Source organism: Xylophilus sp. GOD-11R (assembly GCF_033546935.1).
GTDB lineage: Bacteria > Pseudomonadota > Gammaproteobacteria > Burkholderiales > Burkholderiaceae_C > Xylophilus.
The window spans coordinates 4,400,929-4,421,749 of record NZ_CP137854.1; the positions used below are offsets into that span (position 1 = coordinate 4,400,929).

Annotated in this window: 17 protein-coding genes; 4 read left to right on the plus strand and 13 right to left on the minus strand. The window is 69.7% G+C overall.

Going from position 1 to position 20,821, the window contains the following annotated elements; genetic code table 11:
• Positions 1-10: 10 nt before the first annotated feature.
• From R9X41_RS20220 to R9X41_RS20275, 12 genes are all read right to left on the minus strand, one after another.
• Entirely contained in the window at positions 11-2,332 is a 2,322-nt protein-coding gene (locus R9X41_RS20220) for a molybdopterin-dependent oxidoreductase (protein ID WP_318632232.1), read from the minus strand.
• 13 nt (positions 2,333-2,345) lie between these two features.
• Positions 2,346-3,065 carry an IclR family transcriptional regulator gene (locus R9X41_RS20225; RefSeq protein WP_318632233.1) on the minus strand — a complete coding sequence of 240 codons (720 nt, stop codon included), beginning with the start codon at positions 3,063-3,065 and terminating at the stop codon, positions 2,346-2,348.
• Between the two features lie 39 nt (positions 3,066-3,104).
• Entirely contained in the window at positions 3,105-4,580 is a 1,476-nt protein-coding gene (locus R9X41_RS20230; protein ID WP_318632234.1) for an aldehyde dehydrogenase, read from the minus strand.
• 55 nt (positions 4,581-4,635) lie between these two features.
• Positions 4,636-5,721 carry an AbrB family transcriptional regulator gene (locus R9X41_RS20235; protein ID WP_318632235.1) on the minus strand — a complete coding sequence of 362 codons (1,086 nt, stop codon included), beginning with the start codon at positions 5,719-5,721 and terminating at the stop codon, positions 4,636-4,638.
• A 41-nt stretch (positions 5,722-5,762) separates the two neighbouring features.
• Positions 5,763-6,542: a class II aldolase/adducin family protein gene (locus R9X41_RS20240; RefSeq protein WP_318632236.1), complete on the minus strand. Its 780-nt coding sequence runs from the start codon at positions 6,540-6,542 to the stop codon at positions 5,763-5,765.
• 4 nt (positions 6,543-6,546) lie between these two features.
• Positions 6,547-7,926, minus strand: coding sequence for an aminotransferase (locus tag R9X41_RS20245; protein ID WP_318632237.1), 1,380 nt, complete (start codon positions 7,924-7,926; stop codon positions 6,547-6,549).
• Positions 7,927-7,968: 42 nt separating this feature from the next.
• Complete coding sequence (locus R9X41_RS20250) at positions 7,969-9,639, minus strand: hydantoinase B/oxoprolinase family protein (protein WP_318632238.1); 1,671 nt, start codon at positions 9,637-9,639, stop codon at positions 7,969-7,971.
• The gene (locus tag R9X41_RS20255; protein WP_318632239.1) at positions 9,636-11,708 is read right to left on the minus strand and encodes a hydantoinase/oxoprolinase family protein; all 2,073 of its coding nucleotides are present in this window, start codon (positions 11,706-11,708) and stop codon (positions 9,636-9,638) included. Before R9X41_RS20255 ends, R9X41_RS20250 begins: the two co-directional genes overlap by 4 nt.
• Positions 11,709-11,814: 106 nt before the next feature.
• Positions 11,815-12,489, minus strand: coding sequence for an amino acid ABC transporter permease (locus R9X41_RS20260; RefSeq protein ID WP_318632240.1), 675 nt, complete (start codon positions 12,487-12,489; stop codon positions 11,815-11,817).
• Positions 12,490-12,507: 18 nt separating this feature from the next.
• The gene (locus tag R9X41_RS20265; protein WP_318632241.1) at positions 12,508-13,182 is read right to left on the minus strand and encodes an ABC transporter permease subunit; all 675 of its coding nucleotides are present in this window, start codon (positions 13,180-13,182) and stop codon (positions 12,508-12,510) included.
• Positions 13,182-13,988, minus strand: coding sequence for an amino acid ABC transporter ATP-binding protein (locus R9X41_RS20270; protein WP_318632242.1), 807 nt, complete (start codon positions 13,986-13,988; stop codon positions 13,182-13,184). Before R9X41_RS20270 ends, R9X41_RS20265 begins: the two co-directional genes overlap by 1 nt.
• Positions 13,985-14,809, minus strand: a complete 825-nt coding sequence (locus tag R9X41_RS20275; protein WP_318632243.1) for a substrate-binding periplasmic protein — start codon at positions 14,807-14,809, stop codon at positions 13,985-13,987. The genes R9X41_RS20270 and R9X41_RS20275 overlap by 4 nt, the downstream gene beginning before the upstream one ends.
• Positions 14,810-15,113: 304 nt before the next feature.
• On the opposite strand from R9X41_RS20275, the gene R9X41_RS20280 reads away from it, so the two are divergent.
• From R9X41_RS20280 to R9X41_RS20295, 4 genes are all read left to right on the plus strand, one after another.
• Positions 15,114-16,529: an aminotransferase-like domain-containing protein gene (locus R9X41_RS20280; protein WP_318632244.1), complete on the plus strand. Its 1,416-nt coding sequence runs from the start codon at positions 15,114-15,116 to the stop codon at positions 16,527-16,529.
• Positions 16,530-16,614: 85 nt separating this feature from the next.
• Complete coding sequence (locus R9X41_RS20285; protein ID WP_318632245.1) at positions 16,615-18,135, plus strand: FAD-linked oxidase C-terminal domain-containing protein; 1,521 nt, start codon at positions 16,615-16,617, stop codon at positions 18,133-18,135.
• 37 nt (positions 18,136-18,172) lie between these two features.
• The gene (locus tag R9X41_RS20290) at positions 18,173-18,526 is read left to right on the plus strand and encodes a CidA/LrgA family protein (protein WP_318632246.1); all 354 of its coding nucleotides are present in this window, start codon (positions 18,173-18,175) and stop codon (positions 18,524-18,526) included.
• On the plus strand, positions 18,519-19,247 hold the full coding sequence (locus R9X41_RS20295) for an LrgB family protein (protein WP_318632247.1): 729 nt from the start codon (positions 18,519-18,521) through the stop codon (positions 19,245-19,247). Before R9X41_RS20290 ends, R9X41_RS20295 begins: the two co-directional genes overlap by 8 nt.
• A gap of 10 nt (positions 19,248-19,257) precedes the next feature.
• On the opposite strand, the gene R9X41_RS20300 is transcribed toward R9X41_RS20295, so the two are convergent.
• Positions 19,258-20,712: a TackOD1 domain-containing metal-binding protein gene (locus R9X41_RS20300; RefSeq protein ID WP_318632248.1), complete on the minus strand. Its 1,455-nt coding sequence runs from the start codon at positions 20,710-20,712 to the stop codon at positions 19,258-19,260.
• Positions 20,713-20,821 lie beyond the last annotated feature (109 nt).

Genomic DNA, 20,821 nt, shown 5'->3' on the forward strand with positions numbered 1-20,821 from the left:
CCGCCGGAGCCTACACCGGCATCGCGAAGGCGGTGACTGCCGGCGCCTCGCCGCCCTGCCAGGCCTCGACCTGCACCAGGCAGGTGTGCGCGCTGCAACCCTGCGAGAAAGAAGACGACGGAATGTCGGCAGTCAGCACATTCGGATTGCCGTGCTTGTCGAGCAATGGGGCACCCGAGGCGTCCGGCGCCGGATCGAACCACGCGCCGGTGGACAAGCGCACCACGCCCGGCCGGATGGCCTCGGATGGCACCGCCACCGCCAGGCAGGCGCCCCGGTCGTTGAACAGCCGCACCAGCGCGCCGGCCTCGATGCCACGCGATTGCGCATCGGCCGGATGCAGGTAGACCGGCTCGCGGCCGTCGATCTTGTCGGCGCGGCTGTGCGGGCTGTGGTCGAGCTGGCTGTGCAGCTTGTTGCGCGGCTGGTCGGAGATGAGGTGCAGCGGAAACCGCTCGGCCACCGGACTGCCCAGCCATTCGTGCGGCTCGCGCCAGCAGGCGTAGCCGGGGCAGTCGTCCAGGCCGAAGTCGGCGATGGTCTTGCAGAAGATCTCGATGCGGCCAGAGGCGGTCTTGAGCGGATGCGCCACCGGGTCGCGCCTGAAATCTTCCAGCAGCACCACCGGCTCGCCGGTCTGCGGCAGGCGCACCAGGCCTTCGCGCCAGAAGTCGTCGAAGGGCGGCAGCGCCACGTCGGCCCGCTCGGCGAGTCGGGTGCGCCATTCGCCGTAGAGACGCTGCAGCCAGCCGTCGGCGTCTAGGCCTTCGGTGAAGGCGTTCTCGATGCCGAGCAGGCGCGAGAGCTCCGCGAAGATGGCGTAGTCGTCGCGCGACTGGCCGGTAGGCGGCTGCACGCTTTTCATGGCAGCCACCACCGGTTCGCGGGCGGCATAGAAGATGTCGTCGCGCTCCAGCGTGGTGGTGGCGGGCAGCACGATGTCGGCCATCTTGGCGGCCGCCGTCCAGTACTGCTCGTGGACCACGATGGTCTCGGGCTTCTGCCAGGCCTGCACCAGCCGGGCCAGGTCCTGGTGGTGGTGGAAGGGGTTGCCGCCGGCCCAGTACACCAGCCGGATGTCCTGGTAGCGGTAGGTGACGCCGTGGTAGGTGAAGGGCTCGCCGGGGTGTAGCAGCTGGTCGGCGATGCGCGCCACCGGAATGAAGTGCTCGACCGGGTTGCGGCCCTGGTCCACCGTGGGGCCGAAGAAGCGCCGGTAGCGGCTGCCCATCATGTTCTCGGCGCCGTAGCAGCAGGCGAAGCCGCCACCGGGCAGGCCGATCTGGCCGAGCATCGCGGCCACGCTGAGCAAGGCCCAGTAGGGTTGCTCGCCGTGGTGGGCGCGCTGCAGTGCCCAGGCCATGTTGATCATCGACCGGTTCGCGGCCAAGTCGAGCGCCAGTTGCTCGATGTCGGCGGCGGGCAGGCCGGTGATCTGCGCTGCCCACGCGGGCGTCTTGGGCTGGCCGTCGGTGTGGCCGAGCACATAGGCCTCGAACACCTCGAAGCCGGTGCAGTGGCTTTGCAAAAAGGCGCTGTCGTGCAGGCCGCGCACGCGCAGGGTGTGGGCCAGGGCCAGCAGCAATGCGGTGTCGGTGTTGGGTCGGATCGGCCACCACTCCACCTCGCCGCCGGTGTCGATGTCGTCGCGCACCGGGCTGACGTTGATGAAGCGCACGCCAGCGGCCTGCATGGCGCGCAGGCCGCCGCGCACCTGGTGCTCGCTGACGCCACCGACGGCCACCTGGGCGTTCTTGGACGGCACGCCGCCGAAGGTCAGAAAGATCCGCGTGTGTTCGGCCAGCGTCTGCCAGTCGGTGTGCGAATGCATGAGCTGGTCCATCGGCGCGACCAGGTAGGGCATGAGCGAGCGCGCCGCGCCCAGGCTGTAGGAGTCCATGTGCCGCACATAGCCGCCCCAGCAGTTGAGAAAGCGGTGGATCTGGCTTTGCGCATGGTGAAAGCGCCCCGCGCTGGCCCAGCCGTAGGAGCCGCCGAAGATCGACTGGTTGCCGTGCGTGTCTTTCACCCGGCGCAGCTCCTGCGCCACCAGGGCCAGGGCCTCGTCCCATTCCACTTCCACGTACTCGTCCTGCCCGCGTGGCACCGCCGGCCCGCCCTGCCGGGCCGCCAGCCAGCCGCGCCGCACCGCCGGCTTGCGCACCCGCAGGGCCTCGGTGGCGGGATGGTTCTGGAAGTAGCCGATGGGCGAGGGATCCGGGTCGCCTTCGTAGGCGCCGATGCGGGTGCGCGGCGTGTGGGGCTCGTGGACCCGGTACAGGCCCCAGTGCGATGCGGTGTAGGTGGGGCGGTCGTCGGTGGCGGCGGTCATGGAGAACGGTGGTTCAGGCGTAGAAGCGGGAGCCGAGCAGCATCGACAGCTCGGCGGCGGTGGCGTAGATGAGCGGGCGCAGGGCGTCGATGCGCTCGGGCGTCAGGCGGGCGACGGGGCCGGAGATGGCCAGCGCGCCGATCAGGCCTTTCTGGTTGGAGAAAACCGGCGCGGCCAGGCCGCCGATCTCGGAATTGCGTTCGCCGTGCGAGATGTAGGGCAGCCTGGCGCGCACTGCCTCGCTGCCGGACTCCAGCGCGTTGGTGCGCTCGAAGTCCATCAGCACGCGGCCGGCCGCGCCCTTGTCGAGCACCACCGTGTCGCCCTCGGCCACATGCTCGCGCAGCACCTGCTGGCTGTTCTCGCGGAACAGGCACATGCGTTGGTCGCCCAGCCGCTGGAAGAAGGACACGCATTCGTCGCTGTCGCGCACCAGGGCTTTCATGCGCGGGCGGATGCGCTGCTCCAGGTCGAAGCTGTCGGCATAGCAGCAGCCCAGCCGGTAGACCTCGGGGCCGAGCATGTAGCGCTTGCTGGCGTTGACGGTGACGAAGCCTTCCTCGATGAGCGAGAGCAGCATGCGCAGCGTGGTGCTCTTGACCATGCCGGTCTGCGCGGCGATCTCGCTCAGCGTGAGTTCCGGGCGGCGGTGGTCGAAGACCTTGAGGATCTTCAAGGCGCGAAGCGCCGCGTCCACGGGCTTGGTCTTGACGGGGTTGGTGGCGGTGTCCATGTCTCGTTTTCCGGGGGGAGCGGTGGTCAGAGGTCGGGCTCAAAGGCTGGGGAAGGCCGGCGCCATGACGCCGGTGGTGTTGACCCAGACGCTCTTGGTCTGCAGGTAGGCGTCGATCATGGCTTGACCGCCCTCGCGGCCGACGCCCGAGAGGTCGAAGCCGCCGAAGGGCGAGGTCTGCGAGGTCATGCGGTAGGTGTTGACCCAGACGCTGCCCGAGCGTACCCGCGCGGCCATGCGGTGGGCGCGGCCGACGTCGGTGGTCCAGATGCCGGCGCCCAGGCCGAAGCGGGTGCTGTTGGCCAGCGCCACGGCTTCTTCTTCGGTGGAAAAGCGCAGCACCGATAGCACCGGGCCGAAGACTTCTTCCTGCGCGATGCGCATGTCGGCGGTCACGCCGGTGCAGATGGTCGGCTGCACGAAAAGCCCGCCCTGCGCGCCGGTGACCGATTCGCCGCCGCAGGCAATCGTCGCGCCTTCGTCGCGGGCCATGGAGATCATCTTCATGATGTGTTCGAACTGCGGCCGGTTGGCCACCGGCCCGACGTGCGTTGCCGCGTCCATCGGGTCACCCATGCGGATGCGCCGCGCCACGTCGGCCAGCCGCGCGACGAACGCGTCGTGGATCGCGTCGGCCACCAGCAGGCGCGAGCCGGCCACGCAGCTCTGCCCGCCCGAGGCGAAGATGCCGCCGGCCACGCCCTGCACCGCCGCGTCCAGGTCGGCGTCGGCGAAGACGATGTTGGGCGACTTGCCACCCAACTCCAGCGTGGCCGGCCGCATGCGTTTGGCCGCGGCCACATACACCGCCGTGCCCGAGCCGACGCCGCCGGTGAAGGCGACCTTGGCGATGTCGGGATGGTCGGTCAGCGCCGGGCCGATCTCCGCGCCCAGCCCGCACACCACGTTGACCACGCCGTCCGGAAAACCCGCCTCGCGCACCAGCCGCGCGAAGGTGAGCGTGGAGGTGCTGGCGTGCTCCGAGGGCTTGATGACGCAGGTGTTGCCCGCCGCCAGTGCCGGGGCGAGCTTCCAGGCCAGCAGCCGCACCGGCGAGTTCCACGGGATGATCATCGCGATCACGCCGAGCGGCTCGCGCAGTGTGTAGTTGAAGTGGCCGGGTGCCTCGACCGGAATCACCCGGCCTTCGATCTTGTCGCACAGGCCGCCGTAGTAGCGGTACCACTCGGCGGTGTTGAGCATCTGCCGCAGCATCTCGGTGTAGGTCTTGCCGTTGTCGCGGACCTCGGCCAGTGCCAGCTCCTTCGCGTTGGCCTCGACCAGGTCGCCGAGCCGGCGCATCAGCGCGGCGCGCTTCGTGGCAGAGATGCCGGCCCAGGCGGCGTTGCGGAAGGCGGCCGATGCCGCCGCCACCGCACGGTCGATGTCCTCGGGGGTGGAGCGCGGGATCTGCGCCCAGACCTGCGTGGTCCAGGGGTTCTCGCTGTCCAGGTAGGCGCCCTGCGCGGGCGGGCAGTCGTGGCCGTCGATCAGGTTCTCGTAGCGTGCCGTCATGGCGTGGTGTCCTTGTCGATGCGACAGAAAGGGGGCGAAGAAAAATGGATCGGTGTCAGACCAGCCGCAGCGCACGCGCGCAACGCCAGACCGGCTCCAGCAGCAGGTTGCTGAACACCACCCGCACGAAGTGGAAGGCCAGCACCAGCGGCACCGATACCTGCAGCGCCTGCGCGGTCACCGCCATCTCGGGCATGCCGCCGGGCGCCATGCCCAGCAGGCTGCCGGCCACCGGCAGATGGAAGAGCCAGGCGGCCGCCAGACCGAGCAGGATGAGGATGACCGACAGCACCACCGACGACAGCACCGAGGCCAGCACCAGCCGGTGCGAGCCCCGGATGAACTGGCGCGTCATGGCCGATCCGAGCGAGATGCCGAGCACGCCCTGGGCGATGACGATCCATTCCGCGGGCACATGTTCCGGCGCCACGCCGGACGAGGCGAAGGCTGCCGTGAGCAGGCAGGGCGCGAGCATCCACGGGTTGGGAATGCCGATCTTCTTGCCAAGAAACGCCGCCCCCAGCCCGGCCAGCCACCACAGCATCAGCAGCCCCGGCGAGCCCTGCTGCGACAGCGCGGCGGCCGGCGCGAAGGCATGGCCGGACGGCCCGTGGATCTCGTGCGCCGACAGCAGCGCCACCAGCGCCGGATACACCAGCACCACCAGGATCAGCCGGATCGTCTGGGCCAGCACCACCTGCTGCTCGGACACGCCGGCCTCGCGCGCATGGATCGCCATCAGCACCACGCCGCCGGGCGTGCCGCAGAAAAAGGCGGTGCGCGCATCGAGCCCGCCGAAGCGGCTGAACACCTGCGCGCCGACCAGGCCGGCGGCCACGGTGAGCATGGCGCACAGCACGATCGCCGGCAGGCTGCCGGCCAGCGACAGCAGCACCTGCTGGTTGAAGGTCTGGCCCAGCGCCAGCCCGAGAAAGATCAGCACGTAGGGCCGGATCGGCTCGATGTTGACCGACAGCCCCATCTGCGCGAGCGCGGCCGAGGCGACCAGCGAGCCGAGCAGCCAGCCCAGCGGCACGCCCACCGCGTGCGCGACCCAGCCGCCGCCGAAGGACACCGCCAGCACCAGCACCAGCCGGAGCGCCCAGGCCGCGAGATGCAGCACCCGGACGCTCCGTCCCATGCCCGCGTCCCCCCCGGTCGCGGCCCGAAAACCCGGCTCCTTCATGTCCACACGTCGGACTGCTCGGCATCGATCAGCCGCAGCGCCGCCACCCAGGCCATGTCGACCCAGGCGGGCATTTCGTCGTGCCGGTACTGGCCCGCCGTGTGCTCGCGCACGGCCATCGGCGGCATGACGATCTGGTCCATGCCGCCGGACTGCGCGGCCAGCTGCGCATCGCAGGCGCGCTCCAGAAAGTAGATGTGGTCGAAGGCCTCGGCCACGCTGCGGCCACCCACCAGCAGCCCGTGGTTGCGCAGGATCATGGCCCGGTGGTCGGGACCGAGGTCGCGCACCAGGCGCTCGCGCTCCTCGGTGTCGAGCGCGATGCCTTCGTAGTCGTGGTAGGCCAGGTGGCCGTGGAACTTGAGCGCGTGCTGGCTGATCGGCAGCAGGCCGCAGCGCTGCGCCGACACCGCGATGCCGGCACGCGAATGCGTGTGCACGATGCAGCGCAGGTCGGGCCGCGCGGCATGCAGCGCCGAGTGGATGACGAAGCCCGCACGGTTCACCACCTGGGCCTCGGAGCCGGCTTCGAGCTTGTTGCCTTCGAGATCGATCGCCACCAGGTCGCTGGCGCGCATCTCGTGGAACATGCGGCGGTAGTCGTTGATCAGAAAACGGTCGCCCGGCCCCGGCAGGCGCGCCGAGACATGGGTGTAGATCAGGTCGGCCCAGCGGAAATGCGCGATCAGCCGGTAGAGCGCCGCGAGCTCGCAGCGCGCGGTCCATTCCTCGGCCGGGATGTGCGCCGGCCGGTGTCGCAGATGGTCGCTCGCCATGGCCTCAGACACCGAAGACGTCGTCGAGCGCGCGGCCCAGGCGGTCGAACATCTCGCCGACCTCGGCGGCACTGATGATCTGCGGCGGCGACAGCGCGATGCGGTTGCCGATGAGCCGCACGATGAGCCCGTTGGCCCGGGTGGCGGCCTCGATGCGCGCCATCAGCGCGGCGTCGGCGACGGCCTTGGTGGCGCGGTCGGTCACGATCTCCACCGCGCCGATCAGGCCGACGCCGTTGGCCTCGCCGACGTATTCGCGTCCGGCCAGTTTCGCCAGCCCCGCCAGGAAAAGCGGCTCCACGCTCTTCACGTGGCCGACCAGGTCCATCTCTTCGTAGATGGTCAGGACTTCGTGCGCCACCGCGCAGGCCATGGGATGGCCGCCGTAGGTGTAGCCGTGGGCGAAGCTGCCGAGCTTGTCGGTCTGGGCCATCATGCCGGCGAAGACCCGCTCGCCGATCAGCACCGCCGAGATCGGCACCATCGCCGCCGACAGCGACTTGGCCGAGCAGATCAGGTCGGGCGTCATGCCGTAGGTTTCGCTGCCCCACATTTCGCCGGTGCGGCCGAAGCCGCAGATCACCTCGTCGGCCACCAGCAGGATCTCGTACTTGCGCAGCACCGCCTGGATCTTGTCGAAATAGCCCGCCGGCGCAACGATGGCGCCGCCCGATCCCATCACCGGCTCGGCCCAGAAGGCAGCGATGGTCTCCGGGCCTTCGCGCAGGATCAGGGCCTCGAGCTCCGCGGCCAGGCGGCTGGAGAAGGCCTGCTCGTCCTCGCCCGGATGGGCATGGCGATAGTGGTAGGGCATGCCGGTGTAGAGAAAGCCGTCGAAAGGCAGCCCGAAGCCGGTGTGGAAGTTGGCCTTGGCGGTGAGGCAGGCGGTGATCGCGCCGGTGCCGTGGTAGGCCCCCAGGCGCGAGATGATCTTGCGGCGCTGGGGCTGTCCCTGGCCCGCCCAGTGGTACCAGACCAGCTTGAGCGCGGTGTCGTTGGCCTCGCTGCCGGAGCATTGCAGCAGCACCTTGTCCATGCCGGGCGGCGCGAAGGCGGCGAGCTTGGCCGAGAGTTCGGCGGCCGCCGGCGTCGAGGCACTGCGGAAGTTGTGGTAGTAGCCGATCTCGGTCATGACCTTGGCCGCGACCTGCGCCAGCCGGGCGTTGCCGAAGCCGAGCGAGGCGCACCACAGGCCGGCGGCGGCTTCCAGGTAGCGGGCGCCCTGCTCGTCTTCCACGTAGATGCCGTCACCCCTGGTGATGATGCTCGGGCCGGCGTCGAGGTGGCGGCGCAGGTTGGTGTGCGGATGCACCGAATGGGCGGCATCCATCGATGCGAGCGGGCTGAGCGTAGGTGTAACGGCGGGGGTCAGGGTGATGGACATGGGATGCGGTCTCTGGCGGTGTTCGTGACGGGGATAGGTGGCTCAGCGGGCGTAGTCGCGGGCGGCGCCCTCGGCGGTGACGTAGCCGTCGGCGATGTCGTCGGCGAGCTGCGCGGCATCGCGCTCGGCAGCCGGCCCCCAGCCACCGGCGCCGGCCAGGCGCAGGCGCAGCAGGTCGCCGCCTTGCATGTCGAGCATCTGCTTGGAGATGAGGCGCGTCTCCACGCCGTCGCGCACCAGGGTGGAAGAGGCCAGCGCGCCGGCGCCGCCGCCGTCCATGCCGTGCGGTGGTTTCACGTGGCGGTCGCCCAGCAGCGTGAGCGTGGCCGAGCCACTGAGCAATTCGATGTCCTTGGCCAGGCCGCAGCCGCCGCGCTGGCGCCCCGCGCCGCCGGTGTCGGGCATGAGGGCCAGACGGTGCACCACCACCGGGCTGCCGGCCTCGTGTACTTCCACCGGAATGTTGGCGCAGTTGATGACCGGCGCGGTGCCTTCGAGGCCGTCGGTATCGTGGCGTGCGCCGTAGCCGCCGAACAGCAGGTCGTAGTAGATGAAGCGCTTGCCGGTGTCGGCGTCGATGCCCGAGAGGATCGGGTTGGACCAGTGCGAGAACGCCGCCATGGTCTTGTGCGGCAGGGCCTTGGCCATGGCACCGTTGATGAGTTCGAAGATGCGGATCTGGATCGCCGCGCGGCCGCCCGAGGGGGCCGGGAACTGCGGGTTGAAGAAGCAGCCCTCGCGCGCCTTCACCTCGATGGCACGCAGGCCGCCGTCGTTCTGCGGCAGGGTCGGGTCGGTGAGGCACTTCACCGCGAAGAAACCGTGCGCGCGGGTGAAGTTGAAATAGGCGTTGATCGCCGCGCCGACCTGGTCGCCGGAGCGGGAGAAGTCGATCACCAGGCGGTCGCCGGCGACCTCGATGTCGACCGCCACCGGGATCAGCCCGCCCTCGCCTTCGCCGATGCCGTCGAGCCAGTCGTCGAAGCTGTAGCGGCCGTCGGGAATCTCGGCGATGCGTTCGCGCATGCGCTTCTCGCTGGCGTCCAGGATGTGGTCGACGCAGGCGTCGAGCACGTCGGCGCCGACCGACTTCACCAGCTCGGCGTAGCGGGTGGCGCCCACCTCGTTGGCGTTGCGCTGGGCGGCCAGGTCGCCGACCACCGCGTCGGGCAGGCGGATGTTGCCGCAGAGGATGCGCATGATCTCCACGTCGAACACGCCGCCGCGGATCATCTTCACCGGCAGGATGCGGATGCCTTCCTGGTAGGCCTCGGTCACGCCGATCACCTTCTGCGAGCCCGGCGCCGCGCCGCCCACGTCCACCTGGTGGGCGATGTTGACCACCCAGCCCCAGAACACGCCCTCGATGAAGACCGGGTGGACCATGTAGAAGTCCGGGAAATGGCCGGAGCCCAGCGCGCTGTCGTTGGTGACGATGGCGTCGCCCGGGCTCAGGCTGTCGCCGGGGTACATGGCCGAGACGGTCTTGACCACCGCCGGCATCGAGCCCAGGTGGCCGGGCGTGAAGTTGCCTTGCGACAGCAGCCGGCCGTGGCGGTCGAAGACGCCGGTGGAGAAGTCGTCGGCTTCGCGCACCGCTTCGGAGAACGCGGTGCGGCGCAGGGTGGAACCCATCTCTTCGGCGATGGAGACGAGGTTGTTCCAGACCAGCGAGATGGTGATGGGGCTGACGGTGGGCAGGTCGTGTTTCATGCCGGGGCTCCGATGCGGACGATCAGGTTTCCATGGCCGCTCAGCTCGGCGGTGTCGCCGTGCAGCAGCAGGATGGTGGTTTCGGCTTCCTCGATGACGCACGGCCCCTGGACGGGTTCACCGGGCTTCATGCGGTAGCGGTCGTAGATGGCCACGTCCTCGCCCGGCGCACCGGGCGAGAACCAGGCGCGGCGGGTGCCGATGCGCGGCTCGCCGTCGGATGGCCGCGAAGGCGAGGCCAGGCCGGCGCCGAGCGGGATCGAGCCGTGAAAGGTCCAGTCCACCGCCTCGACTTCGCGGGTCGCGTCGTGGTAGCCGTAGGCCTTGCGGTAGGCCTCGCCGAAAGCCTGGGCGAAGGCCTGCAGGAAGTCGTCTTCGGGCAGGGTCACGTCGGGCACGTCGACATTGATCTCGTAGCCCTGGCCGGCATAACGCGCGGTGGCGGTGAAGCGCTCTTCGCGGCCTTCGGCACGGGCCAGGCGGTCGAGGTCGGCGCCGGCGCGGGCCTGCAGCTCGGCGTGCAGGCGGCGCACGCCGGCCATCGCGCCAACGACCAACGGCGTGACCTGGGTCACGGTGTAGTCGACCTTCGGGTCGGCCGCCAGCAGGCCGACCGCCGAGCCCACGCCCGCGCCGCGCGGCAGCACCAGCGTGGGAATGTGCAGGTTGCGGGCCAGCCGCGCGGCATGCACCGGGCCGGCGCCGCCGAAGCCGACCAGCGCGTACTGCGCCGGGTCGCGTCCGCGTTCGACCGACATCACCCGCAGCGCGCGCTCCATGTTGGCGGTGGCCATGAGGTGGATGCCGAGCGCGGCCTCCTCGATCGAGATGCCGAGCGGCCGGGCGATGTGGATGTCGACCGCGCGGCGAGCGCCTTCGAGGTCGAGCTGCATGTTGCCGCCGTTGAAGGCGCCGGGGTTGAGGTAGCCGAGCACCAGGTTGGCGTCGGTCACCGTCGGCCGGGTGCCGCCGCGGCCGTAGCAGACCGGGCCGGGCTCGGAGCCGGCGCTCTCCGGGCCGATGCGGATCGCGCCGAGTTCGGCCTGGGCGATGGAGCCGCCGCCCGCGCCGATCTCCAGCAGCTCGATCGCCGAGATGTTGAGCGGCAGGCCGGAGCCCTTGGTGTATTGCACCTGGTCGACCTCGAAGGTCGGCAGGATCGCCGGCTCGCCCGCGTCGATGGCGCCGAGCTTGGCGGTGGTGCCGCCCATGTCGAAGGTGAGCAGGTCGGCGATGCCTTCCTCGCGGCCGATGGCGCGGCACATCAGCACGCCGGCGGCCGGGCCGCTCTCGACGATGCGCACCGGCATGCCGGTGGCCAGCTCGGGCGACACCAGGCCGCCGTTGGACTGCATCACGTACAAATCGGCGGCGATGCCCTCGGCCTTGAGCGCGTGGTCGAGCCGGTTGACGTAGCGCGACACGATCGGCTTGACGTAGGCGTTGGCGACCACGGTGGAGGTGCGCTCGTATTCACGGAAACGCGGCGACACCACGCTGGAGAGCGACACGTCGATGGCCAACCCCAGCGCGGTGGCGCGCTCCTGCACGAACTGCTCGTGCGCCGGGTTCACGTAGGAGTGCAGCAGGCAGACGGCGACCGCCTCGTAGCCCTGCTCCACGATGCCGGCGAGCAGCGCGTCGACCTCGGCCGCGTCGGGCGCGACGTTGGACTTGTCGCGCAGGAAGGTGCGCTCGGGCAGCTCGAAGATGTCGCGCCGGCGAATCAGCGGCTCGGGCTTGGCCAGGTGCATGTTGTAGGTGGAATAGCGCTTCTGCCGGCCCAGCAGCAGCACGTCGCGAAAGCCCTGCGTGGTGATCAGCGCGGTGCGCGATCCCTTGCGCTCCAGGATGGCGTTGGTGGCTACCGTGGTCGCGTGCAGCAGCATGCCGACGCCTGCGGCGGCCACGCCCTCGGCGGCCAGCAGGTCTTTCACGCCCTGCACCACCGCGCGCTCGGGTGCGGAGGGCGTGGACAGGGTCTTCCAGTAGCGGGTGACACCCCGGGTCTGGTCTTCGAGCACGAAGTCGGTGAAGGTCCCGCCGATGTCGAAGGAGAGGCGAATCATGTTTTCCATATCCAGGCTGGTCCAGGTTCTGCAGGTCTTGGGTGGCGCCGCGTGTTCCACCGATGGGAACGCGGTTCCATTTTTCGAAGGGACAAATGAAAGCCGGTCAGCGGGCACCGGCCAGGGATTTCTTCTCCATGCGCGACAGCACGCGCACCACCGGCCAAAGCAGCGCCAGGTAGATCAGCGCGGCGGCCACCAGCGGCGTGGCGTTGAAGGTGTTGCCCTGCGCCATGCGGGCCACGCGCAGCAGTTCGGGCAAGGTCACCACGCTGGCCAGCGAGGTCAGCTTGACGGTCTCCAGGATGTTGCTCACCAGGTCCGGCAGCATCTTGCGAACGGCCTGCGGCAGCACCACGTGGACCAGCGTCTGCAGCGTGGTCAGCCCGGTGGAGCGGCTGGCTTCCACCTGGCCGCGCGGAATGCTTTCGATACCGGCGCGAAACACCTCGGCGAAATAGGCCGAGGTGTTGAGCACGAGTGCCAGCACCACCGCCATGAAGGTCGACAGCTCGATGCCCAGGAAGGGCAGCGCGTAGTAGGCGAAGACCAGCAGCACCAGCGGCGGAAAGGCCCGCAGGAAGTCGACGTAGCCGATCAGCGCGATGTCGACCCAGCGCTGTCCGAAGGACTGGGCACTGGCCACCAGCAGGCCCACGGCCAGGCCAAGCGGCACCACCACCGCGCTGAGCTGCAAAGTGATGAGCAGCCCGCGCATCAGCTGCGGCCAGACCAGCGCCAGGATCTCGAGGTTGAAGAAGTTGAGGAGGAAGGCGTCCATGGTGGGTGTGTCGTGTTCCTAGCGGACGTTCCAGGCGTAGCGCCGTTCGAGGCGGCGCGACAGCAGCACCAGCGGCAGCAGCAGCACCAGGTAGCCGATGGCGGCCATGGTCAGCGGCGTGGTGTTGGCGCCTTCGGCCAGCGCCTCGGAAGCGCGCGAGAGCATGTCGGGCACCGCCACGGTCGAGGCCAGCGCGGTGTTCTTGACGGTGGCGACGACACGGCTGGTGAGCGGCGGCACCACCACCCGCACCGCCTGCGGCAGGATCACCAGCCGCAGCGTCTTCACGAAGCTCAGGCCGGTGGACCGGGCCGCGTCCCACTGGCCCTTGTGAATGCTCGCCAGCCCCGCCCAGAACACCTCTTCGGCGAAGGCGGTGAGGATGGCGGCGAGCACCGCCCAGGCCACGAAGAAGCCCGGCAACCGCAGGCCCAGCAGCGGCAGGCCGAAGTAGCAGACGATGATCAGCACCAGCGGCGGCAGCGCGCGGCACACGTCGGCGAAGACCACGATGAGGAAGTTGGCCGGCTTGATGCCGAAGGCCCGCACCGCCGCCAGCAGCAGCCCGCCGGCGAGCCCGGCGGCCACTACCAGCACCGCCAGCTGCAGCGTCTCCCACAGGCCCATGGCGATGGACGGCGCGTACTTCGCCATGAACGCCGGGTTGAAGAAGTTGTCGACGATGGGAGACATCAGCGGTCCACCTGCGACAGGAACTCGCGGGTGCGCGCCTGCTGCGGCGCGCCGAAGACCTGCTCGGCCGTGCCCTGCTCCACGATGGCGCCGTCGGCCATGAAGACCACCGTGTCGGCGGCCTCGCGGGCGAAGCGCATCTCGTGGCTGACCACCATCATGGTCATGCCGCTGTCGCGCAGTTCGCGCATGGTCTGCAGCACGCCGTTGACCAGCTCGGGGTCGAGCGCGCTGGTGGGCTCGTCGAACAGCACCACCTTGGGCTCCAGCGCCAGGGTGCGGGCGATGCCCACCCGCTGCTGCTGGCCGCCGGAGAGCTGCGACGGGTAGTGGCCGGCACGGTCGGACAGCCCCACGCGCTTCAACATCGCCTGGCCGATGGCTTCGGCTTCCTCGCGGCCCTTGCCGAGCACGTGGCGCAGCGCCAGCGTGACGTTGCCCAGCGCGGTCATGTGCGGATAGAGATTGAACGACTGGAACACCATGCCCATCTGGGTGCGCAGCTGGTTCACGTCGACATGCGGCGAATAGATGTTGACCCCGTCGACCAGCACGTCGCCGGAGGTCAGCTCCTCGAGCCGGTTGCAGCAGCGCAGCAGCGTGCTCTTGCCGGAGCCCGACGGGCCGATGAGGAACACGCATTCGCCCTGGCGCACCCGCAGGTCGATGCCCTTGAGCACCTCGGTCTGGCCGAAGGTCTTGCGCACCTTCACCAGCTCGACCACCGTCTTGGCCGCTGCCGGCTTCGGCGTCGTGCCGGCGGCCGGCTGGCCGCCCTGCACCGCGTCGGCGGTCATGGCCTTCATTTGCATTTCGGGGCCGGAACGCTCGCGTCGTAGCCGGCGAAGCCCGGCTGGCCGACACCGGCGGTGACCTTCATCATGGCGCCATCGGGCAGCGCTTCCAGGCCGGTCCACTTCTTGTAGATGGCCGCCAGCGTGCCGTTCTTCTTGAGGCACTGCAGCGCGAGGTCGACCGCGTCGCGGTTGGCCTTGTCGTCCTTGCGGAAGCCGTAGCCGTAGACCTCGCCGTTGTTGATGACGTAGTCGGAGGTGGCCAGCACCGGGCTCTGCTTGGCCACGTAGCCGGCCACCGCGCTGTAGACCAGGGCGGCGTCGGTCTGGCCGCTGGCCACCGACTGGATCGCGTCGCTGTTCTTGTCGTAGCGGTTGATGGTCCAGCCGAATTCGGCCTGGCGGGCGGTGAGCCACTTGTCGAACAGGTTGCCCTTGTTCACCGCGATGACCTTGCCCTTGAGGTCGGCCGGCGTGGTGACCTTGACGCCGCCCTTCTTCAGCACGAACTGGTAGGTGGCGTCGCCGTAGGCCTGGGCGAACAGCACCTGCTCGGAACGCTCCTTGGTAATCATGGCGGGCGACAGCACCATGTCGAACTTCTTGGCGTTGAGGCCGGCGAAGGTGGTCGACCAGGGCTGATCCATCACCTCGATGGTCTTGCCCATTTCCTTGGACAGGGCTGCGGCGATGTCGATGTCGATGCCTTCGTAGCCGCCGCTCGGCTTGGCCGAGGAAAAGGGCTGGTAGCCGACATCGGAGGCGGCCACGATCTTGTCCTGGGCGAAAGCCACACCGCAGCAGGCCAGGGACAGGATCAGCAGGGATCGCACGAGAGAGGAACCTTGGGTCGCAGGCATCAGACGCATCCTTGAAAAAAGAAAAGGGAAAAGTGAAAACGAAAAAGTTCTACTGAATGGAACGACGTTCTATTTTCAATTGAGCAACTTGCATGCCAGTGCGCCCCTCTCCTCTGGGGTAAACCCGTGGGACCCGTCGGACAGCCGAAAAACACGACCGCGCCGGGCACGCAATCGGTGCGCCCTGCGCCGGATCGGCGGCCGTCGCACCGCGATCGCCCTGCACGCAACCCAGATCGGCGCACGTCCTGGTGGACAGCACGGCTACAGTCCTCGCATGCTCACCCGTACCGCCTCGCAGACCCTGACGGAGCAGCTGTCCGGCCGCTTCGCCGAACGCATACGCGCGCGCCTGCTGCCGCCCGGCGCGCGGCTGCCCTCGGTTCGCGAGTGCGCGCGCCAGCACGGGGTGAGCCCGCACACGGTCGTCGCCGCCTACGACGTGCTGCTGGCCCAGGGGCTGGTGGAAGCACGGCGGCAACGCGGCTTCTTCGTACGCGAGACGCCCGACCGCGCCGCGGCGCCCACCGCGCCCGACCGGCCGGCCGACACCACGCCGCTGCCGGCGGGCTCGCGCATGCACGCCACCGCCCTGATCCGCGGCATGTTCCACCACCCCTCGGCGCGCGCACAGCCGGGCTCGGGCGTGCTGCCGCCGGACTGGATCGACCTGCCGGCGCTGCCTGCGGCCGTGCGCAAGGTGGCGGCCAGCAAGGCCTGGGCGAAGGCCTCGCTGCAATACGGCGAACCGATGGGCGACGCCGGCCTGCGCGCCCTGCTGTCGCACCGGCTGGCCGGCCAGCACATCCGCGCGCCGGTCGAGCAGATCATGACCACCGTCGGCGCCACGCACGCGCTGGACATCGTCAGCCGCACGCTGCTGAAGGCCGGCGATCCGGTGCTGGTGGAAGAACCCGGCTGGTCGGTGGAATTCGCCCGGCTCGAGGCCCTGGGCATGCGGGTGCTGCCGGTGCCGCGCCACGCCGACGGTCCCGACCTGGCGGTGATGGCGCGCTACTGCGAAACCCACGCGCCCCGCCTCTTCATCAGCGTGAGCGTGCTGCACAACCCCACCGGCTACAGCCTGGCGCCGGGCGCCGCGCACCGGCTGCTGCAACTGGCCCAGGCGCACGACTTCCACGTGGTGGAGGACGACACCTACGGTCACATCGCGCCGGAACACGCCACCCGGCTGACCGCGCTCGACGGGCTGCAGCGCACCATCTACGTGGGCGGCTTCGCGAAGATGCTGGCTCCCAACTGGCGCGTGGGTTTTCTGGCGGCGCCGGCGCCGCTGGTGGAGCGCCTGCTCGACACCAAGCTGCTGGCGACGCTCACCACGCCGACCCTGCTGGAACAGGCGCTGGCGCTGTGCATCGAACAGGGCCAGCTGCGCCGCCATGCCGACCGGGTGCGCGGCCGGCTGGACGCGGCGCGCAGCCGCAGCGTGAAGCTGGCACGCGCGGCCGGCTGCGCTTTCGCCTCGGAGCCGGCTGGCCTGTTCGGCTGGATCGACACCGGCGTCGACACCGACCTGCTCGCCCAGCGCATGCTCGACGAAGGCTACCTGCTGGCGCCCGGCGCGCTGTTTCTGGCCGGCCGGCAGGCGTCGACGCTGATGCGCATCAACTTCGCCACTACCCAGGACGCGGCCTTCTGGAGCGCCTTCGCCCGGGTGCGCGACAGCCTCTGAGCCCGGCCGCTCCGGCGCACGGGCTTCACGCCGGCCCGCCGGAAATTTCACGCCGCGCGGCGCGAGGCCGGATCAGAATCCGCAAATGAACACCGCCATCGCCCCGCAAGCCGTCCGCGCAGCCGCGCTCGCCGAGACCGTCGCACCAGCCGAGCTGCAGCGCCGCACCGTCGCCGCCCTGTCCGCGGTGCTGCCGGCGCATGCGCTGCTCTGGCACGGCGAGGACACCACGCCCTACGAATGCGACGGCCTCACCGCCTATCGCCAGCGCCCCATGGCCGTGGCCCTGCCCGAGACCGAGGCACAGGTGCAGGCGGTGCTGCGCACCTGCCACCGCCTGGGCGTGCCCATCGTGGCGCGCGGCGCCGGCACCGGACTGTCGGGCGGCGCCCTGCCCCATGCGCGCGGCGTCACGCTGTCGCTGGCGCGCTTCAACAAGATCCTGAAAGTCGACCCTCGCGCCCGCACCGCCACCGTGCAGTGCGGCGTGCGCAACCTGGCCATCAGCGAAGCCGCCGCGCCGCACGGGCTCTATTACGCGCCGGACCCATCCAGCCAGATCGCCTGCACCATCGGCGGCAACGTGGCCGAGAACTCCGGCGGCGTGCATTGCCTCAAATACGGCCTCACGCTGCACAACGTGCTGCGGGTACGCGGCTTCGCGGCCGACGGCGAGCCTGTGGAATTCGGCTCCGAGGCGCTCGACGTGGCGGGCCTGGACCTGCTGGCGGTGCTGGTCGGCAGCGAGGGCATGCTGGCGGTGACCACCGAGGTCACGGTGAAGCTGGTGCCCAAGCCGCAACTGGCGCGCTGCATCATGGCGAGCTTCGACGACGTGCGCAAAGCCGGCGACGCGGTGGCGGCGGTGATCGCGGCGGGCATCATCCCGGCCGGGCTGGAGATGATGGACAAGCCCATGACCATCGCGGTCGAGGACTTCGTGCACGCCGGCTACGACCTGCGGGCCGAGGCGATCCTGCTGTGCGAATCCGACGGCACGCCCGAGGAGGTTGCAGAGGAAATCGGCCGCATGACCGAGGTGCTGCGCGGCTGCGGCGCCACCGCCATCACCTGCAGCGCCGACGAGGCCGAGCGGCTGCGTTTCTGGAGCGGCCGCAAGAACGCGTTTCCCGCCTCCGGCCGCATCAGCCCCGATTACATGTGCCTGGACTCCACCATCCCGCGCAAGCGCTTGGCCGACATCCTGCTGGCCATCCAGGAGATGGAAAAGAAATACGACCTGCGCTGCTGCAACGTGTTCCACGCGGGCGACGGCAATCTGCATCCGCTGGTGCTGTTCGACGCCAACGACCCCGACCAGCTGCACCGATGCGAGCTGTTCGGCGCCGACATCCTGGAGACCAGCGTGGCCATGGGCGGCACGGTGTCGGGCGAGCACGGCGTGGGTATCGAAAAGCTCAACAGCATGTGCGTACAGTTCAGCGCGCAGGAGAACGCGCAGATGCTGGGCATCAAACATGCGTTCGACCCGGCCGGCGTGCTCAATCCGGGCAAGGTCATCCCCACCCTGGCGCGCTGCGCCGAATACGGCCGCGAGCTGGTGCGTGGCGGTGTGCTGCGCCATGCCGAGCTGCCGCGTTTCTGATGCGGGCGAAACAGAGAGAGAAAGAGAAGTCGTCGATATGAAAGTGCTGCGTGGCCTGGCCTGGCTGCTGGTGTTCCAGTGCCTGGGCGAGGCGCTCTCCCGCACCGGGCGATTGCCGGTGCCGGGGCCGGTGATCGGTCTGTTGTTGATGTTCGCCGGCCTGTTCCTGCCGGTGGTGTGCGAGCCGGTGGCCGCCTGCGCCGAGGCGCTGCTGGCGCATCTGTCGCTGCTGTTCATTCCGGTGGGCGTGGGCGTCATGACGCACCTGGCGCTGCTGCAGCAATCGGGCCTGCGACTGATGGCGGTGATCGTGCTGTCGACCTGGGCCGGCCTGGGCGTGAGCGCCTGGACCCTGCACGCTCTGCGCGACCGGGAGGGCGCCGATGCCTGATTTCGTCGCGCTGTGGGTCTATCTGTCGTCGTCGCCGCTGTTCGGGCTGACAGCCACCCTGGTCGTCTACCTGCTGGCGCAGACCGCCTACGCCCGGCTCGGCCATGCGCCCTGGGCCAATCCGGTGCTGTGGAGCGTGGTGGTGCTGGCCGGCACGCTGCTGGCCACCGGCGTGGCCTACCCGGTGTACTTCTCGGGCGCGCAGTTCATCCACTTCCTGCTCGGCCCGGCCGTGGTGGCGCTGGCTTGGCCGATGTGGCAGCGCCGTGCCGCGCTGCGGGCGCGCTGGAAACACCTGTTGGCCGCGGCGCTCGCCGGCGGTTTCGCCGCCAGCGCCAGCGCGGTCGCCATCGGCTGGGCGCTGGGCCTGCCACACGACGCACTGCTGTCGCTGGCGCCCAAGTCGGTGACCGCGCCGGTGGCCATGGGCATCGCGCAAGCCATCGGCGGGGTGCCGGCACTGGCCGCCGTGTTCGCCGTGCTCAGCGGCCTGGTCGGCGCGCTGAGCGGCAAGTACCTGTTCGACATGATCCGGATACCGAAAGATACGCAAGGCTGGGCCGCCCGGGGCTTCGCGCTCGGCACCGCCGCTCACGGCATCGGCGCGGCGCGCGCGTTGCAGGTCGATCCGGAGGCCGGCGCCTACGCCGGGCTGGCGCTCGGCGTGCAGGTGTTGCTGGCCTCCCTGCTGATTCCGCTGGCCGCCCGCCTGCTGGGCTGAGCGGGCCGCCTCAGCCGCCCAGACGCTTCATCAGGGCCTGGGCGTCTTCGCCGGGATTGCAGCGCTCCGGCAGTTGCATGCTGCGCACGTCGACCCGCATTTCCTTGGTCAATTCGCGGAACTCGTCCTGCAGCAGCAGAGCGTCGATACGACGGCGTGCGCCCCTCACGTCGGAAAACGGCAGGTAGAACCAGAGTTGCCCGCCATTGATCCGGGTGCTCACGTCCGAACTGCGGATCACCCCCCGCAATTGGCGCGCGAGCTCGACGAGGCTGGTGATGAGACGCGCGGCAAGGGGGCTGCCGTCCTGCAGGATCGCGGTGTCGTTGATCTTGATGAGCAGGAGCCCGAAGTCCATGTCGGCCCGGCGCGAGTTCGCCGCCAGCGCCCAGTCGACCGTGTGGAGGAACTCGCGCAGCACCACGGCATTGAGCGTTTCGAACACCGCCAGTGGCTGCTGCCGCGAACCGGTGCTCAGATAGCTCTGGCCTTCGGCGGTGATTTGCAGGGGCGCGATCTCGCGGCAGTCCAGCTCGTCGGCGCCCGACACGTTGGCGCAGTCCAGGCAATGCGCCTGGACGGCACTCGCGCCGAAGGCGTTCTGGCAGCCACCGCAAACGTGCTGGAGGATCGGCTTTTCCTCGTCCACGCCGATATGCTGCTCGGCGGCGCCGCAGCGTGGGCACAGCAGGCCGTCGCGGCGCAGGAAGTCGCCCTCGGGCGCCACGTAGCCGCAGTCGAAGCAGGGCAGCGCGGCGGTGGTGCGGATGTCGAGACTGCTGCAGTGCGGGCAGACATCCAGGAAATGGATGTGCGCGCTGTTGCAGCGGCGGCAGTGACGGGTGCGGTCGATCAGCTTGCCGGGCTCCAGCAGGCCGCGCCGCAGCAGCGTGGCCAGGCAGCTGCCCACGTCGTCGTGCGCGCTGGCCAGCGCCTCGGCCAGGGGATAGCGGTAGAGCATCTTGTGGCGCCGGTCGCGCTCGGGCACCAGCGTGGCACCGTCGCGCACCTGCAGAAAGTACAGGATTCGTTCCACCAGCGGCAGCCCGTTGGGCGACAGATTCAGCGCCTGGCGCGCAACCCGGGCCTGGTCGCACAGCTCCAGCGCCTCGGCCAGGTCGGCCGCGCCGTCGGCCAGCAGCGGCGCCGGGCTGCCCGAAGCCGACCAGACCGGCAGGTACCACCAGCGCGAGCGTCGAATGCGCTCGAGCAGGGCGCTGGTGTCGGAGACGCGCAGCCCGCGACCGAGATAGAACCCGGCCGGCTCGTCGGAGATGTTGGCCACCTCGGCCCACTGCGACACCGCTCGCTCGCGGGCCCGGGCTGGCCAGGGGGCGTTGTCGGCCTTGAAGACCCATAGCGTGGGCAGTTCGGATTCGACGGAATCTTCGGTGCCCGGGAATTCCGCCGGATCGATCGGGAAGAAGGGAGTTCGCGACTGCGAGACGGACAGCGACATGGACATGAGAGCCACTTCGTGGAGGGTGATCGGGGCGTCCACGCATCGCGGTTTCGATTGCGCAGAACGACCCACGCATGACGGTGGGCGGTCGAATTATTCGAGCGCACCCGAA

Bases quoted from the DNA above. Each gene is read 5' to 3' on its own strand.
- R9X41_RS20225 (WP_318632233.1), bottom strand. From the start codon at position 3,065: ATGGACACCGCCACCAACCCCGTCAAGACCAAGCCCGTGGACGCGGCG.
- R9X41_RS20300 (WP_318632248.1), bottom strand. From the start codon at position 20,712: ATGTCCATGTCGCTGTCCGTCTCGCAGTCGCGAACTCCCTTCTTCCCG.
- R9X41_RS20235 (WP_318632235.1), bottom strand. From the start codon at position 5,721: ATGGGACGGAGCGTCCGGGTGCTGCATCTCGCGGCCTGGGCGCTCCGG.
- R9X41_RS20295 (WP_318632247.1), top strand. From the start codon at position 18,519: ATGCCTGATTTCGTCGCGCTGTGGGTCTATCTGTCGTCGTCGCCGCTG.
- R9X41_RS20230 (WP_318632234.1), bottom strand. From the start codon at position 4,580: ATGACGGCACGCTACGAGAACCTGATCGACGGCCACGACTGCCCGCCC.
- R9X41_RS20240 (WP_318632236.1), bottom strand. From the start codon at position 6,542: ATGGCGAGCGACCATCTGCGACACCGGCCGGCGCACATCCCGGCCGAG.
- R9X41_RS20280 (WP_318632244.1), top strand. From the start codon at position 15,114: ATGCTCACCCGTACCGCCTCGCAGACCCTGACGGAGCAGCTGTCCGGC.
- R9X41_RS20265 (WP_318632241.1), bottom strand. From the start codon at position 13,182: ATGTCTCCCATCGTCGACAACTTCTTCAACCCGGCGTTCATGGCGAAG.
- R9X41_RS20285 (WP_318632245.1), top strand. From the start codon at position 16,615: ATGAACACCGCCATCGCCCCGCAAGCCGTCCGCGCAGCCGCGCTCGCC.
- R9X41_RS20245 (WP_318632237.1), bottom strand. From the start codon at position 7,926: ATGTCCATCACCCTGACCCCCGCCGTTACACCTACGCTCAGCCCGCTC.
- R9X41_RS20270 (WP_318632242.1), bottom strand. From the start codon at position 13,988: ATGAAGGCCATGACCGCCGACGCGGTGCAGGGCGGCCAGCCGGCCGCC.
- R9X41_RS20250 (WP_318632238.1), bottom strand. From the start codon at position 9,639: ATGAAACACGACCTGCCCACCGTCAGCCCCATCACCATCTCGCTGGTC.
- R9X41_RS20260 (WP_318632240.1), bottom strand. From the start codon at position 12,489: ATGGACGCCTTCCTCCTCAACTTCTTCAACCTCGAGATCCTGGCGCTG.
- R9X41_RS20220 (WP_318632232.1), bottom strand. From the start codon at position 2,332: ATGACCGCCGCCACCGACGACCGCCCCACCTACACCGCATCGCACTGG.
- R9X41_RS20255 (WP_318632239.1), bottom strand. From the start codon at position 11,708: ATGATTCGCCTCTCCTTCGACATCGGCGGGACCTTCACCGACTTCGTG.
- R9X41_RS20290 (WP_318632246.1), top strand. From the start codon at position 18,173: ATGAAAGTGCTGCGTGGCCTGGCCTGGCTGCTGGTGTTCCAGTGCCTG.